Annotated in this window: 12 protein-coding genes; 9 read left to right on the top strand and 3 right to left on the bottom strand. The window is 61.0% G+C overall.

Annotated features, from left to right (window positions below):
* Positions 1-226: 226 nt before the first annotated feature.
* Positions 227-1,003: an alpha/beta fold hydrolase gene (locus PVW51_RS09330; RefSeq protein ID WP_274574729.1), complete on the bottom strand. Its 777-nt coding sequence runs from the start codon at positions 1,001-1,003 to the stop codon at positions 227-229.
* Positions 1,004-1,006: 3 nt separating this feature from the next.
* Positions 1,007-1,402, bottom strand: coding sequence for an acyl-CoA thioesterase (locus tag PVW51_RS09335; protein ID WP_274574730.1), 396 nt, complete (start codon positions 1,400-1,402; stop codon positions 1,007-1,009).
* Between the two features lie 239 nt (positions 1,403-1,641).
* On the opposite strand from PVW51_RS09335, the gene PVW51_RS09340 reads away from it, so the two are divergent.
* Positions 1,642-3,591, top strand: a complete 1,950-nt coding sequence (locus PVW51_RS09340; RefSeq protein ID WP_274574732.1) for a 3-hydroxyacyl-CoA dehydrogenase NAD-binding domain-containing protein — start codon at positions 1,642-1,644, stop codon at positions 3,589-3,591.
* A gap of 3 nt (positions 3,592-3,594) precedes the next feature.
* On the opposite strand, the gene PVW51_RS09345 is transcribed toward PVW51_RS09340, so the two are convergent.
* Positions 3,595-4,752: an acyl-CoA dehydrogenase family protein gene (locus PVW51_RS09345; RefSeq protein WP_274574734.1), complete on the bottom strand. Its 1,158-nt coding sequence runs from the start codon at positions 4,750-4,752 to the stop codon at positions 3,595-3,597.
* Between the two features lie 115 nt (positions 4,753-4,867).
* Here PVW51_RS09345 and PVW51_RS09350 point away from each other — a divergent pair, with 115 nt between their 5' ends.
* The 8 genes from PVW51_RS09350 to PVW51_RS09385 all read left to right on the top strand — a co-directional run bounded on the left by PVW51_RS09350 (position 4,868) and on the right by PVW51_RS09385 (position 14,639).
* Entirely contained in the window at positions 4,868-5,764 is an 897-nt protein-coding gene (locus PVW51_RS09350) for a LysR substrate-binding domain-containing protein (RefSeq protein ID WP_274574735.1), read from the top strand.
* 165 nt (positions 5,765-5,929) lie between these two features.
* Positions 5,930-6,433, top strand: a complete 504-nt coding sequence (locus tag PVW51_RS09355) for a tripartite tricarboxylate transporter TctB family protein (protein WP_274574736.1) — start codon at positions 5,930-5,932, stop codon at positions 6,431-6,433.
* 12 nt (positions 6,434-6,445) lie between these two features.
* Complete coding sequence (locus PVW51_RS09360; protein ID WP_269364488.1) at positions 6,446-7,942, top strand: tripartite tricarboxylate transporter permease; 1,497 nt, start codon at positions 6,446-6,448, stop codon at positions 7,940-7,942.
* A gap of 139 nt (positions 7,943-8,081) precedes the next feature.
* Complete coding sequence (locus PVW51_RS09365; RefSeq protein WP_274574737.1) at positions 8,082-9,077, top strand: Bug family tripartite tricarboxylate transporter substrate binding protein; 996 nt, start codon at positions 8,082-8,084, stop codon at positions 9,075-9,077.
* 72 nt (positions 9,078-9,149) lie between these two features.
* On the top strand, positions 9,150-10,382 hold the full coding sequence (locus tag PVW51_RS09370) for a CaiB/BaiF CoA transferase family protein (protein ID WP_269364493.1): 1,233 nt from the start codon (positions 9,150-9,152) through the stop codon (positions 10,380-10,382).
* Positions 10,379-11,728: an MmgE/PrpD family protein gene (locus PVW51_RS09375; RefSeq protein WP_274574738.1), complete on the top strand. Its 1,350-nt coding sequence runs from the start codon at positions 10,379-10,381 to the stop codon at positions 11,726-11,728. The genes PVW51_RS09370 and PVW51_RS09375 overlap by 4 nt, the downstream gene beginning before the upstream one ends.
* A gap of 33 nt (positions 11,729-11,761) precedes the next feature.
* A complete protein-coding gene (locus PVW51_RS09380) occupies positions 11,762-12,562 on the top strand; it encodes an enoyl-CoA hydratase/isomerase family protein (RefSeq protein ID WP_274574739.1) in 801 nt (266 codons plus the stop codon).
* 10 nt (positions 12,563-12,572) lie between these two features.
* Positions 12,573-14,639 carry an acetate--CoA ligase family protein gene (locus tag PVW51_RS09385; RefSeq protein ID WP_274574740.1) on the top strand — a complete coding sequence of 689 codons (2,067 nt, stop codon included), beginning with the start codon at positions 12,573-12,575 and terminating at the stop codon, positions 14,637-14,639.
* Positions 14,640-14,706: the final 67 nt, after the last annotated feature.

Below are 14,706 nucleotides of genomic sequence, written 5' to 3' on the forward strand. Positions count from 1 at the left end.
CCCTGTGGATATATTGCAATTAAGGGTACAGAATCTGCCGAAAACGCTTCCAATCCGCAGAATCTGATTAATTAGGGTACAGTGACAGCGGCGGTAAGGCATTGCAAAGAGCGCGGAGGCGTTTGATGGCATCAGATATCTGCGAAAGAATCATGATTTCAACTGGTTGCCACTTTTGATCCGAAGCCTGTCTTTTGCTTTGGGTAGGCTGACAAAAAGTTCTGCTTCACAGCGGCACCTTGCCGAGGAAATCACACACGGCGCTGTCAAATGCGGCGCTACAATCGACGTTGACTGAATGCCCGCCTTCCAGATCGGTGATGCCGATGGAGGGATGCATGCGCGACAGCCAGTTCCGAATGGGTTGAAACTTGCTCTCTTTCACGCCGTTGATCAGCATGGCAGGCACCCGCAGTTCTTGCAGGCGGTGCTGGACGGACAGTCGCGGCAACCCTTCGCCCAGCAGAAGGGCCAAACCGTCAGGATCGGTGCCATCTGCATCCCTGGTCAGCGCGGCGCGCAGGTCGGCGGGGAAGCGGCGCGCGTGGACCGGATGATAGGGCAGGCCGCGCAGCGCGTCGGCGCCATTGGCTTTCAGCGCGTTGATGCGTTTGGCATTCGCTTCTTTCAGCTCATCCGGCCAGTCATGCCTGAGCGCGGCATTGGCGTTGGTGAACACCAGCGCGCCACTGTGCTGCGGCAGGTCAAGCGCATAGCGTAACACAAGCCCGGCACCAAAACTCTGACCGCAAAGGTGCCACCGTTCTATACCCAGCCCCTGCCGCAAGGCGTCCAACTGGCGCACCAGATATTCTGGTTGGGCCTCCGCGGCAGACCTGGGGCTGCCGCTGTCGCCATGCGCGGGCAGATCGACACGGATCCGGCGAAAGCTCAGCGCCAGGCTTTTGTTCGGTTCCCACAGGCGGCGGCTGACAAGCAGACCATGTACCATCAGCAGCGGGGGAAGCCCCATGTCGGGATCGGCGGAACAGGCGAGCGGCATGGATCAGGGGCTTTCCGAAGTTACCGGCACGGCGCGGCCTTCATCATCCAGGGCCACGAAGGTAAAGTTGGCTTCGGTCACCATTTCGCTTTTGTCCGACTGTCGCGGGCGCCGCCATGCGTCCACATGGATCACCATCGACGTGCGCCCGACCTTGATCAGGGAAGCATAAAGCGACACCTCGTCCCCGACCTTGACCGGGCGATGAAATATCATCGCGTCCACTGCAATTGTCGCGCTGCGCCCGCCCGAGGTCAGGGCGGCGACATTTCCGGCGGCAAGGTCCATCTGGCTCATCAGCCAGCCGCCAAAGATATCTCCGGCAGGGTTGGTATCTGCCGGCATTGCGACTGTGCGAATGGTCGGGTTGCCCTGCGGCGGCGGATCTTCGCGGCCCATCAGGTCAGGCTTCCGAGGTTGGTGCCTGTGGCGATCTCTGTGCAGATGGATTGTGTCATTCAGGGGCTCCCTTTCTGGAATCACTGGCGGTGCAATCAGGCTGTTGGCAGGACCAGCCTAACCTTAGGAAGGCTGGCCTGAACCCAACGAATTGTTTGATCACGCCCAACATCAATCTGTCTATACCTGCCCGCAAGAGACGTCCGAAGGGGCGTCGCCAATGGGAGGAGGTCTGAACAATGTCGGTTGTAACCTGTGAGATCCATGGCGCGGTGGCGCATGTGGTTATAGACAACCCACCGGTAAATGCCCTGTCGCAGCAGGTGCGGGCCGGACTGGCAGCCGCCTGTTCCGACATTGCCCGGCAAAAAGATGTGCGGGCCGTTGTTCTGTCATGCGCCGGGCGCAGTTTTGTTGCGGGCGCGGATATCCGCGAGTTGGGTCAGACACCGCAGGAGCCGTTTCTGCCGGATGTTCTGGCCCTGATTGAAAACGCGGCGGTGCCTTGGGTCGCGGCGGTGCATGGGACGGCCCTTGGCGGCGGGCTGGAGTTGGCGATGGCCTGTCACGGGCGGGTTGCATCGACATCTGCAAAGCTCGGGCTGCCCGAAGTGTCGCTGGGGATCATTCCCGGGTCAGGCGGGACGGTACGGCTGCCGCGTTTGGTGTCGATGGGTGATGCGGTTCAACTGGTGACAACTGGTAAGCCGGTGGCGGCGCAGGCGGCAAAAACCATGGGGCTGGTCGATCGGCTGTGTGCCGAGGATGTGGTGAAAGAGGCAGAGAGCCTTGCGCTTGAATTGGCGGGGCAGGGTGTGCCGCAAGCGACACGCGCGCGCCCGCTCGTTGCAGGACCGGCGGTCGACTGGGCGGCCAGGGAAGCAGAGTTGCGCAAACGGTCACGCGGTGCTGTGGCGCCGCTTGAGGCATTGGGTGCCCTGCGGGATGCTCAGAGCCTGGGCGTGGTCGAAGCCCTGTCGGCAGAACGCGGGCGTTTCCTGCGTCTTGCCGCCTCAGAGGAGGCAGCCGCGCTGCGTCACATCTTCTTTGCGGAACGCGGTGCGGGCCAAGGCCTGAAAACCGCGCTGGCCGAACCGGCGGACCTGTCGCGGGTCGGTGTCATCGGTGGCGGCACGATGGGGGCTGGGATTGCCACGGCGCTGTTGCTGGCCGGATCACAGGTGCATCTGGTCGAACGGGATGCGTCAGCGGCCGAAACGGCGGGTGCGCGTGTTGCGGATACCATCGCGGGCAGTCTCAAACGCGGCGTGATCTCGCAGGACAAGGCGGATGCGGCGCTGGCGGCACTTGGCACCGGGCAGGATTACGCCGCGCTGGCCGGTTGCCCGCTGGTGATCGAAGCGGTGTTCGAGGATCTGGACGTGAAGCGTGAAGTATTTAACAAGCTGGACGCCGTGATGCCCGACGACGCGGTGCTGGCGACCAACACATCCTATCTGGATGTGAACCGGCTGGCCGAAACAACCCGTGACCCATCGCGCATTCTTGGGCTGCATTTCTTCTCACCGGCTCACGTGATGAAACTGCTGGAAGTTGTACGGGGCGACGCCACCGGCGCACGCGCCCTTGCGACCGGCGCGGCCTTGGCCAAACGCCTGCGCAAAGTGCCGGTGGTGGCCAGGGTTTGCGACGGGTTCATCGGTAACCGGATCATGGCGGCCTATCGGCGTGATTGCGAATTCATGCTGGAAGAAGGCGCGCTGCCACAGCAGATTGACGCCGCGATGGAGGGCTTTGGCTTTGCGATGGGGCTCTACAAGGTCCAGGACATGAGCGGGCTCGATATTGCCTGGGCGCAGCGCAAGGCCCGTGCGGCGACAAGGCCCGCCGATGAACGCTATGCCCGGATCGCAGATAACCTTTGCGAAGCGGGGCGGTTGGGGCGCAAGGCCGGTAAAGGCTGGTATAATTACGCCAGCGGCGCAGCGGTGCCCGACCCCGAAGTGGAGAAAATCATCCTCGCAGAAAGCGCGCGTGCGGGCCGGACCCGCCGCGACTTTACGCCAGAAGAGATCATGCAGCGGATCCTGAGCGTCATGCAGGCCGAGGGACGGGCGATCCTGAACGAGGGGATTGCAGAAAGCGCGGCGGATATCGACGTTGTGATGGTGCTGGGCTACGGCTTTCCGCGTCACAAGGGTGGGCCGATGTTTATGGCCCGTGGTTGAACGCTAGGCAGATTTCTGCGGGTTCTGCGGAAAGCGGCGCTCAAAGATGCCCTCGGCAATGCGGTTCTTGAGGATTTCGACAGAGCCGCCGGCGATCATCCATCCCCGGGTACGGCGCAGGCAATATTGCGCCGTACTTTCCTCCGAAAAGCCAGCGCCGCCCATGATCTGAAGCGCCTCATTGGCAGCGAAATATCCCGCTTCGTTACATGCCAGTTTGGCCAAGGCCGTGTCCCGGGCATCCGGCAGGCCGTCTCGCGCATTGACGGCGGCGCGCATCAGCAAAAGCTGCGCGGATTCCAGTTTGAGCGACATCTCTGCGAACTTCCATTGCAGGCCCTGAAACTCGCAGAGCGCACGACCGAATTGTTTGCGCTCTGCGGCGTGATCGCGGGCAAGTTTGAAGGCATGCCGCCCGACTGCCACGGCGCGGGCGGCGTTGCCCAGCCGTTCGATGTTGAAACCCGCCATCTGCTTGCGAAAGCCGCCGGGGCCCAGCACCAGGTTTTCGGCCGAAATCCGGACGTTGTCGAAATAAAGCTGTGACCAGTCTTCACCGTTCATGAAGGTCGAGGGTTGTCCCACGACGAAACCCGGTGTTCCCTTTTCGATCAGCACGGACCCGATGCCATCCAGACCCGGACCAAAGCGGACATAAACGAGAAAGACTTCGGCTTCACTGCTGTGCGTGCCGAAGATCTTGGTGCCGTTGATCAGGTATCCGTTGCCATCTGGTGTGGCGGAGGTTGTCATCTCGGTCGCGGCGGAACCCGCCTGGGGTTCGGTCATCGCCAGGGACATCACGGCACGGCCCTGGAGGATCGGCACCAGATAGCGGGCCTTCTGATCTGCGGTGCCGTATTCGGCAAGGGTACGCATGGGACCGAAGTTGCCGGCTTGTATCACGTCGCCGCTGCGCGGGCAGGCCTCGGCAACGGTCTGCAAGGCAATCAGCGCATCCACAAGCGTGCCGCCGATGCCGCCATCGGTTTCGGGCAGGGGGATGCCCATCAGGTCAAGCTCCGCCATGCGCTTTGCAATTTCCCAGGGATAACCGGACGCGCGGGCGCGTCTGGCCGCCTCCGGCGCCAGTTCGCTACGTGCAAACCGGGCAACATTGTCCCGGAACATCTGTTGATCTTCCGTGAGGTCAAAATGCATGTTGCAACCTTCCTTGTGCCTGTTCGGCTTGCAAAGTACCCTGATAAAAAGTCTGTTGAACTTGCTATTTATCACATGAGGCAAATCTGAGGTTATGGAACGAGGATTGTCGCGGTTGCCTTTGAATCCGATGCGTGCCTTTGCGGTGGCATCACGGCACCGCACATTTACCGCAGCGGCCCAGGAACTGGGGGTGACGCAGGTAGCGATCAGTCGCCAGATTGCATTGTTGGAGGATTACCTTGGCGTCCCGCTTTTCGACCGCGATGGTCGGTCGGCGAAACTGACAGATATTGGGCGCGCTTACGGGCAAGAGATTGCCATGCATTTCGAGGGGCTGGAAACGGCAACGGCCCGTTTGCTGAACATAGAAACCGCGAATACGATCCAGTTGCGGATCTATCCCAGCGTCGCGCATTACTGGCTGTTGCCGCGTTTGTCCCGTTTTACGGATCAATATCCGGGTCTGCGGGTGCGCATGGATACGCAGGTGGCACCGTTGGACTTTCGCGGCACGCAGCTTGACGTGGCAATCCAGCTGGGAACAAGCCCCTTGCGCGATGCCCGCTCACGCAAGCTGTTCGACGAGCGGGTGGATGTGGTTTGCGCACCGGCCTATGCCACGCGGATGGGGCCATTCGTTGAACCACAGGCGGTGGCGGGGGGTGATCTGCTGCATTCGCATTATCGGCGGCGGGCATGGGACGATTGGGCGCGGGCCTGCGATGTGGCGCTTGATCAGGCATCGGGGATCGAATTTGACAGCTCGCTTTTGACGTATAGTGCCGCCGCACAGGGCTTTGGACTGGCGATTGGTCAGGTGGATCTTCTTGCCGGAGAACTGGCCGCAGGGAGGTTGGTTGCGCCGCTGAACCAGCCGGTTCTGACGGGACAGGCCTTTCATGTCGTGTGGCCCACGACATTGTCGGTCAGCACAAAAACCCGCCGATTCATTGATTGGTTGCTGAAGGAAGCGGGTGAAATGCCGGAGTTCTTCAAGCGGGGGGCCTGAATTTCCGCTTAAGTCATTGATTCATATCTATGAAATCTTGACTAACTGAATGGGTGCTGTCGGCTAACCAATGCTCAGTTCAACTATCGTCCGCTTTGCGGTCTGTATGCTGCCGGAGGAGACGCAGATCTGAACGAAAGTTCGGGGCTGCGAAGGGAGGAATACATGGACGATATTTTGAAGAACGACAAAGGCTGGCGGTTTCAGCTGGGCCTTCTGCGTGGTGCATCACCGGTTATCGACTTGATAGGTTCTGTGGTGTTGTTCGGCATCTTCTGGGTTTATCTCCGGTCGTCGCTGGCGCTGCCACCGCCGCTGAACGATATCGATATCGGCGCGGGCGGTTTCCCGCGGTTGTTGGCGCTGGCGACGCTGGTTGCCATTGTCGCCATGGCGATCAGCGCAATTTACCGTCTGCTTGACCGTGTGCCGGTCAACTGGGTCTCGGTGCGCCGTCCGGTGTCTGTGGCGCTGACCATTGGTCTTCTGATCCTTCAATCCGTTTACTTTGAACAGTTGGGTGCGCTGCCCTGCGTGTTGCTGTTCGGCCTGCTGACCATGCTCGCTTGCGGCGAACGGCGCGTGCTCCATCTGATCGGTGTGCCGATTGCGCTGGCCGCTTTCATTTATGTGGTCTTCGTGCTTGCGCTGCACGTCAACCTGCCCTGAGGAGTGATGAATATGCTGGCTAATCTCGCACTTGGCTTTTCCGCTTTTGGTGATCCGATGGTTTGGGGCGCGCTCGTTTTCGGAGCGCTTGTGGGCTACCTGATCGGGGCCATCCCCGGCCTCGGGCCAAGCCTTGGGGTGGCCTTGCTGATCCCGTTTACCTATGGCGTCGATCCGGTGGTTTCCATCGTCGGCCTTGTCGCGCTCTATGCGGCGGCAGAATATGGCGGTGCGATTACCGCCGTGCTGATCAACTCGCCCGGGACCGCAGCCGCAGTTGCAACGGCCTGGGACGGCTATCCCTTGACCCAACAGGGACGCGCTGGCGAGGCGCTGACCGTCTCGATCATCTCGTCCGGCGTTGGCATCTTCGTTTCGACCGGTCTGCTGATCCTAACTGCGGTGCCGTTGTCGGAATTCGCGCTGAACTTCGGACCGGGAGAATACTTTGGTCTTGCTCTGGTGGGCCTCAGTCTGGTTGCCGGTCTGTCGGACGGGTCGCCGATCAAGGGTATGGTTGCCATGGGCATCGGTCTTGCGATGGCGACAATCGGTCTGGATGTGCAAATCGGCGTGCCGCGCTTTACCGGCGGGAACTACGAATTGTTCGAGGGCCTGCCCTTGGTGCCGGTTCTGCTGGGGCTCTACGCGCTGTCCGAAGTGCTGTTCATGATCGAAGAAGGTGCATCCGCCAAGATCAAGAGCGCGGCAGTCGGCGGGTTGGCGTCCATCCCCTACAAGGCCGTAAAGGGGCTGAAGGTTGTGATCGTGCGCAGCTCTCTTCTGGGGTATGTGATCGGGGTCATTCCGGGGGCCGGGGCGTCCATCGCATCTTTCGTGTCCTATGCGGTAACCAAACGCTTTTCGAAAAAGCCGGAGCTGTTCGGCAAGGGATCGCTCGAAGGTGTCGCCGCTTCCGAGGCTGCGAATAACTCGGCCGTTGCGGGGGCCATGGCACCGCTGCTTGCCCTGGGCATTCCCGGTTCGGCCACCACCGCCGTGATGATCGGTGCACTGATGGTCCAGGGCATTCAGCCCGGCCCGTTGCTGTTCACCCGCACCCCCGAGATTCCCTATACGGTGTTTGCATCGCTGTGGATTGGTGTGCCGGTCATGATCTTTATCGGCCTGGCGGGTGCGCGGATCTGGGCGAAAGTGGCCAATATTCCGCGTCCGGCGATTGCGGCCATCGTGGCGGGCATCTGTTACGTCGGCGCTTATTCGTCCGAAACCACCATGTTCCCGGTTCACGTCATGACCGCCTGCGGGATCATGGGATATGTTCTGCGCAAGCTGGGCGTGCCGCTGGCACCGATCATTCTGGCGATGGTGCTGGGCGAAATGATGGAGACCAACTTCCGCCGTGCGCTGATTTCGAACCAAGGCGAGTGGGACATTTTCTATACGTCACCGATGACCGTCATCCTGCTGCTGATCGCTCTGCTGGCCTTTGCCGTACCCGGAATTGCAGCGCTGCGCGCCAGACGCGCAAGAGCCGAGAAGGCTTGATGTAGAACCCAGGCGATTTGCCCAAGAAAAAGGTACGGATCGCCTGACCAACCCTCAGTTCACACCGGGGATCAAACATTCGAAACTAAAGACACGGCTCGAAAAAGCCACGCTAGTAAAGTTCAGGGAGGAACCAAGCATGTCAGTCTTCAATTTCAAATCCGCAGCCATCGGCCTTGTCGGTGCTGCCGCCTTCGCCATTGGCCTGTCAGGGGAAGTAAAGGCCCAGGACGGATGGCAACCCGAAGGCCCGGTGAACGTCGTTCTTCACACAAAGCCCGGGGGCGGTGTGGATGTTTTCGCCCGTACCCTCGCCAAGGAACTGGAGCCGCTGATCAACCAGACAATCGTCGTGGTTAACACCCCCGGTGGGGGCGGGGCCTCGCAAATGGCCAAGGTCAGGGCCGCCAAGCCCGACGGGCTGACATTGGGTGTGAACACGGTAACGCATTTCACCGGCATGCTGACCAACCTGCGTGGCACGTTCACCTCGGAAGATTTCGAATGGATCGCCCTGGCTCAAGAAGATCCGATCATGTTCTTCGTTGCCAAGGATTCACAATTGAACGACCTGAAGGACCTGGTGGCGCTGGCCAAGGAAAACGGCGGCGAGGTCAATATTGGCGGCTTCGGCCCGGTGGGCTCGATGCAGAATATCGGGATGACCATGCTGGAAGAATCCGCAGGCGTGAAATTCAACTGGGTTGCGTTTGAATCCACCCCCGACATCATTGCTGCCGTTCTGGGCGGGCATGTGGATGTGGGCGTTTCGAACCTTGGCCCGGCCCTGACCTTCTTCGAGGCCGACCGTCTGAAAGGACTGGGTGTTCTGGGAGAGAAACGTCTGAAGACGCTGCCCGACATGCAAACCTTTGGCGAGCAGGGTTTTGACGTCGATACAAGCTGGATCCAGGTGCGCGGCGTCTTTGGCCCGAAAGGTATGCCGCTGGAACTGCAGCAGCAGATTGCGGATGCAATTCACAAGGCGATGGCCACCGACAGCTACCAGACCTACGCCCGTGCATCAGGTGTCGAAGACAGCGACTACGGTCCGGAGGAATACGCAGCTTTTGTCAAGAATCTGACCGCAGTGGCCGAAGCGCAGCTGACTGCCGCCGGGTTGCTCAACAACTGATACGGCGTCGCCCGTCGGGCAGTGGCCTGGCGGGCGGCACATGCAGAATTTTCCAAAGGTGCGATGGGTCAGATGAACGGTGCATTTACAGGATTGCGGGTGGTTGACACGACCCATGTGCTCGCAGGGCCCTTTGCCAGCTACCAGCTGGCACTGCTGGGGGCCGAGGTGATCAAGGTTGAATCGCCAAGCGACCCGGATCAGGCGCGTTTTCAGGGGTCTGATCGTGACCTTGTCAGGGCGGGGATGGGCACCGCCTTTCTGGCGCAGGGCGCGGGCAAGAGCGCACTTGCGCTGGATCTGAAGACCGAAGCGGGGCGTGATGCCCTGCGGTCTCTGATCGCCACTGCGGATGTTTTTGTTGAAAACTACCGGCCGGGCGCATTCGACAGTCTCGGGTTGGGATATGAAGAGCTTTCGCAACTCAATCCCAATCTGATTTACTGTTCGATCTCGGCTTTTGGGGCCATGGGCCCGCGCCGGGAACAGACCGGCTATGACAACGTCATACAGGCATTTTCCGGCATCATGGACCTGACCGGACACGGCGACAACCGCCCGCTGAAATGCGGCGCGCCGGCTGTTGATTATGCGACTGGGCTGACAGCGGCCTTTGCCATCACCGCAGCCCTGTTTCAGCGCACAAGCACCGGTCGCGGCCAGTTTATCGACGTGTCGATGCTGGATGTGGCGCTGACCTTGCTGACATCGCATGCCACGGATTTCCTGTGGTCGCACAAGCATCCCACCGCCAAGGGCAACAAGTTCTCTTTCGCGACATTGGGGATGTATCATACATCCGACACCGAAATTATGATCGCGGCCTCGAACCTGACGCAGCAAAGGCGGCTTTGGATCGCGCTTGGCCGCGAGGATCTGGTGAAAAAGAACAACATCGAGCGGCTGGAAGATTTCGAGCGCGAATACGACGCTTTGTCCACCATCATCAAAAGCATGCCCGCCGCCTATTGGGAGACCTTCCTGAACGAGCGGCGCATTCCGGCGGCCCGCATACGTCGTATGGAAGAGGCACTTTGCGACCCCCAGGTCGCGGCACGCGGACAGTTTCAGCGGCTGGCAGATCCGCAGGGGCCTGTTGACGGGCTGCGCGTCGCAACCTCTGCCTTCCGCATGTCCGACAGCCCTTCAGGTGTGACGCAGCCACCGCAGCCGGTTGGTGCTCAAACCACAGCCATCTTGCGCGAACTCGGTCTGAAGGAGGCCGAGATCGAAGCCCTTTGTGCCGCCGGGATCGCCAGCCAGGCAGCGGTGGCGGAGCGGCATATGAAAGAGCATGAGCAATGACCCCGCTTGAGAAACTGGCCCGACTGGCGGCAGGGTGGCAAACCTCTCCGCTGAACGATGAAGTGCTTGGCGCAGTGCGACATGCGACGCTGGACTGGTTTGCGACGACATTGCCGGGCACGGTTCGCCCACCTGCCACGTTGCTGGCGGCAGGGTTGCTTGGGGCGGGTGCAGGCAATGCGGTGTGCTATGTGACCGGTGCCCGGGTCAGCGCGCGCGCGGCGGCCTTCATCAACGCGACGGCCAGCCATACCGTCGAATTTGACGACATCTTTCGCGATGGCGGCTATCACCCCGGTTCGCCGACCATTGCGGCCGCGCTGGCCGTGGCGCAGGAGATCGGGGCGACACGCGAAGAATTCGACCGGGCAGTGATTGCGGGATACGAAGTGGGCTGCCGTCTGGCGATGGCGCTGCAACCCAGCCACTACGAGAAGTGGCACATCACCGGCACGGTTGGAACAATGGGCGCGGCGGTTGCGGGCGCAATGCTGTTGAACTGTGACAGCGCGGGCATTGCCAATGCGATTGCCATCGCGTCAAGTTTCGCCGGGGGTCACCAGCAGAACCTGCAAGGGCAAAGCATGGTCAAGGCCATGCACCCCGGACATGCCGCCGATGCCGGACTGCTGGCCGCCTATGCCGCCGCGGCAGGTGCCACCGGGGCGCCTGACAGCCTGGATGGCGCCAAGGGCTATGCCGCGGCCACCAGCATCGGCACCGGCAACTGGGAAGCGGCCTTTGAGGGGGCGGGCGACTGGACTCCGATCACCCGGATGACGGTCAAGATCCACGGGTGCTGCGGCCATATCTTTGCCGCGCTTGACGCATTGGGCAGCCTGCAAAAACAACACGGGTTCGGGGCGGGTGACATCGCCAGCATTCATGTTGAGGGCTATGGCCCCACCAAGGATATCTGCGACCGCCCCGATCCTCAGATCGCGCAGGAGGCGCGGTTCTCGCTGCAATATTGCCTGGCGGCGCAGTTGGTGCTGGGGCAGGTCCGGCTGGCGGCCTTTGAGCCGGACGCGCTGGCCAACCCCGAAATCCGCGCGATCATGCCACGTATCACGGTTGAACGCGCCGAGGATCTGGCGGCGGAATATCCGCGTCGCCGCATGGCCCGTCTGCACCTGACCCTGACGGACGGGCGCAGTTTCAGCCAGTTTCAGCCAACCCGGCGGGGCGACCCGGAACAGCCCATCCGGTTGGACGAACTTGTTGCCAAATACGTTGAACTTGCCGGGCCGGTCCTGCCGCCCGGTGATCTGGATCATCTTCGAGATGTCATTTTGCAGGGTGAAACCCTGCCAATGGACCTGCCCGCAAAAACCGCCGTCGCCTGACGGAAAGAACATCAGACAGAATAGGAAGCCGACATGAATACTGCAGTGAAAGCGCCCGAGTTTATCGCAGTCTCGCATCGCGATGGGGTCGCAACGATTACCCTGAACCGCCCCGATGTGCGCAATGCCATCAACGACGTGATGCGTGCCGAACTGATAGCTGCCTTTGCCGAAGCAGATGCCGATGCCACGGTGCGGGCCATCATCCTGACAGGTGCCGGCAAGGGTTTCTGCTCGGGTGGCGACATCGCGGGGATGCGCGCACGTCTGGATGCACCGAGCGGCGAGGTCGCTTTTAACGGCTGGAAGCGTCAAAAAAGCACGCACAAGGGCGTCGCGGCCATTCACGGTGTCTCAAAGCCGGTGATTGCCGCGGTGAACGGGGCGGCCTTTGGCCTGGGGCTGGACATGGCCTTGTCCTGCGATTTCATCATCGCGGCGCAAGGTGCCAAGATGTCGATGAGCTTTGTCAAACGCGGGCTCGTGTCGGATGGCGGCGGCATGTATTTCCTGCCCCGCCGTGTCGGTCTGGCCAAGGCCAAGGAACTGATCTTTTCGGCCAAGATTGTCGAACCGGACGAGGCGCTGTCGATTGGGATGATCGACAGGATCGCCGCGCCCGAGGATTTGCTGGAACAGGCACACACCTGGGCCAAGGAACTGACCATCGGTTCCGCCACCGCCATCGCCCTGACCAAGGAGATCATCGACAAAACGTTCGAACGCAGCGACGAAGAGATTTTTGCGCTCGGCCGCGAGGCTCAGGCGGTTTGCTACACCACCGCCGAACATCGGAAATCCGTCGAAGATTTCCTTAACAAAGTTTCGAAGTGAGATCAGACAGATGACAACCATCCAAGCCATCCTGAATCCCAAAAGCGTCGCCGTCGTCGGCGCGTCAAATGATCCGGCCAAGCTGACAGGGCGTCCTATTGCCTATTTGCAAGAGCAGGGATTTGACGGCGATATCTACCCGATCAATCCACGTTATGACGAAATTGCGGGCCTGACATGCTATGGCAGCGCAGGTGACCTGCCGCAGGCACCCGATCTGGGGCTGGTGCTGGTGGGGGCAAACCGCGTGATTGACGCGGTGCGTGATCTGTCGGCCAAGGGCACCAAGGCTGCGGTGGTGCTGGCGTCGGGCTTCGGCGAGGCGGGGGAAGAGGGGCGCGCGCGCCAGGAACAGCTGCGCGAAGCCGCGGGCGCGATGCGTTTGCTCGGGCCGAATACCATCGGACTTGTGAACATCACCGACAAGATTCCACTGACGGCAAGCGGGGCGATGGAATCCGACAACTTCCCCGAAGGATCGGTGGCGTTGTTGTCTCAATCGGGTGGCATTCTGGGCTCGCTTCTAAGCCGTGCCGTGGCGCGCGGTATCGGGTTTTCAAAACTGGTCGCTACCGGCAACGAGGCTGATCTGGAGGTCTCGGACTTTCTGGGGGCATTGGCCGAGGATGACGCGACGCAGGTCGTGGCGTTGTATCTTGAGACAATCCGCAATGTGTCGAAATTCCGCGAAGCAGCGGCCAGGGTCATCGCTGCTGGCAAAAGCATTGTCGCCTACAAGGTGGGGCGTTCGGAATCCGGTGCGCAATCTGCCGTGTCGCACACCGGTGCACTGGCGGGCGCTGACGAGGTCTACGATGCCCTGTTTGCGCAGCTTGGCGTGATCCGGGCGCAGACCTTCGCGGATCTGCTGGATATTCCTGCCGCATTGGCCCAGGGCCGCCGCATGAAAGGCCCGCGCGTTGCAATTGTCACATCGACCGGCGGTGCTGCGACTGTGGTTGCCGACAACGTGGGCCTGATGGGATTGGAAATGCCCAAGCCGGACAAGGAAACCAGCGAAAAGCTCTTGGCGCTTGAGCTGAAAGAAGCCGAACTGGATCGCAATCCGATTGACGTAACGCTGGCTGGTCTGCGGCCGGATCTGTTCCGCTCGATCCTGAAAATCCTGGCGGAAAGTCCGTCGTTTGATGCAATTGTCGTGGTCGCCGGCTCGTCGTCGATTGCCCAGCCGGATCTGGTTGCGCAGCCGGTGCTTGAATCCATGGCCCTGACCGAAAAGCCGATCCTGGCCTATGTCAGCCCGGATGCGCCCAACATCGTGCGCCACCTCAACAGCAGCGGCATTCCTGCTTTTGCAGCCCCGGAAAGTTGTGCGTCGGCGTTGAAGGGGTTGTTGCCCAACAGTGGCACGGTGAGCGTGGCCACCTCCAACCTGCGCGATGTGGATTGTTCCGACATCGCTGCCGGGTCGCTGAACGAGGCCGAGGCCAAGAAGCTGTTCGCCCGCTTCGGCGTGCCGGTCACGCGCGAAGTGACAGCAGAGACACCCGAGGAAGCAGCAGTGGCCGCCGCGCAGTTTGACGGCCCCGTGGTCATCAAGATCCTGTCCAGCGAAATTCTGCACAAGTCAGAGATGGGTGGCGTTGCGCTGAACATAGCACCTGCTGACGTTGGTGCCGCCTGTGAAACGATGCTTGCGCGGGTGCGCGCAGCGACAGACGCCAAGATCGACGGCTTTCTGGTGCAGGAGATGATCCAGGGCGGCGTCGAAATGATCCTGGGGTTCAACCGCGATCCGCAGCTTGGGGCCTATGCGCTGCTGGGCGCAGGCGGTGTGACAACAGAGCTTTACAAGGATGTGGCGATCCGCCTGCTTCCTCTGGACCGCGCCAGCGCCCGCAGCATGATTGACGAGATCAAGGCAGGCGCGCTTCTGAAAGGTTTCCGGGGCAATCCGGTTGCGGATGTCGATGCTCTGGTCGAGACGATGATGTCGTTCTCGGCGATGGCAGAGACGCTTGACGGACGTCTGGATGAGGCCGAGATCAATCCTGTCTTCGTTCTGCCTGAAGGGAAGGGCGCGCGTGCGGGTGACAGCCTGGTCGTGCTGCGCTGACGCGTTATTCATCTATTGAAATGGTCTGCCAATGTGCCCTGGGTGCGGTGCATATGGCAGACATTAG

The organism is Sulfitobacter sp. PR48, from assembly GCF_028807335.1.
GTDB lineage: Bacteria > Pseudomonadota > Alphaproteobacteria > Rhodobacterales > Rhodobacteraceae > Sulfitobacter.

What these genes read in the sequence shown, in the direction of transcription:
- PVW51_RS09345 (WP_274574734.1), bottom strand. Translation starts at nt 4,752, where the DNA reads ATGCATTTTGACCTCACGGAAGATCAACAGATGTTCCGGGACAATGTT.
- PVW51_RS09370 (WP_269364493.1), top strand. Translation starts at nt 9,150, where the DNA reads ATGAACGGTGCATTTACAGGATTGCGGGTGGTTGACACGACCCATGTG.
- PVW51_RS09380 (WP_274574739.1), top strand. Translation starts at nt 11,762, where the DNA reads ATGAATACTGCAGTGAAAGCGCCCGAGTTTATCGCAGTCTCGCATCGC.
- PVW51_RS09330 (WP_274574729.1), bottom strand. Translation starts at nt 1,003, where the DNA reads ATGCCGCTCGCCTGTTCCGCCGATCCCGACATGGGGCTTCCCCCGCTG.
- PVW51_RS09365 (WP_274574737.1), top strand. Translation starts at nt 8,082, where the DNA reads ATGTCAGTCTTCAATTTCAAATCCGCAGCCATCGGCCTTGTCGGTGCT.
- PVW51_RS09385 (WP_274574740.1), top strand. Translation starts at nt 12,573, where the DNA reads ATGACAACCATCCAAGCCATCCTGAATCCCAAAAGCGTCGCCGTCGTC.
- PVW51_RS09340 (WP_274574732.1), top strand. Translation starts at nt 1,642, where the DNA reads ATGTCGGTTGTAACCTGTGAGATCCATGGCGCGGTGGCGCATGTGGTT.
- PVW51_RS09335 (WP_274574730.1), bottom strand. Translation starts at nt 1,402, where the DNA reads ATGGGCCGCGAAGATCCGCCGCCGCAGGGCAACCCGACCATTCGCACA.
- PVW51_RS09375 (WP_274574738.1), top strand. Translation starts at nt 10,379, where the DNA reads ATGACCCCGCTTGAGAAACTGGCCCGACTGGCGGCAGGGTGGCAAACC.
- PVW51_RS09360 (WP_269364488.1), top strand. Translation starts at nt 6,446, where the DNA reads ATGCTGGCTAATCTCGCACTTGGCTTTTCCGCTTTTGGTGATCCGATG.
- PVW51_RS09355 (WP_274574736.1), top strand. Translation starts at nt 5,930, where the DNA reads ATGGACGATATTTTGAAGAACGACAAAGGCTGGCGGTTTCAGCTGGGC.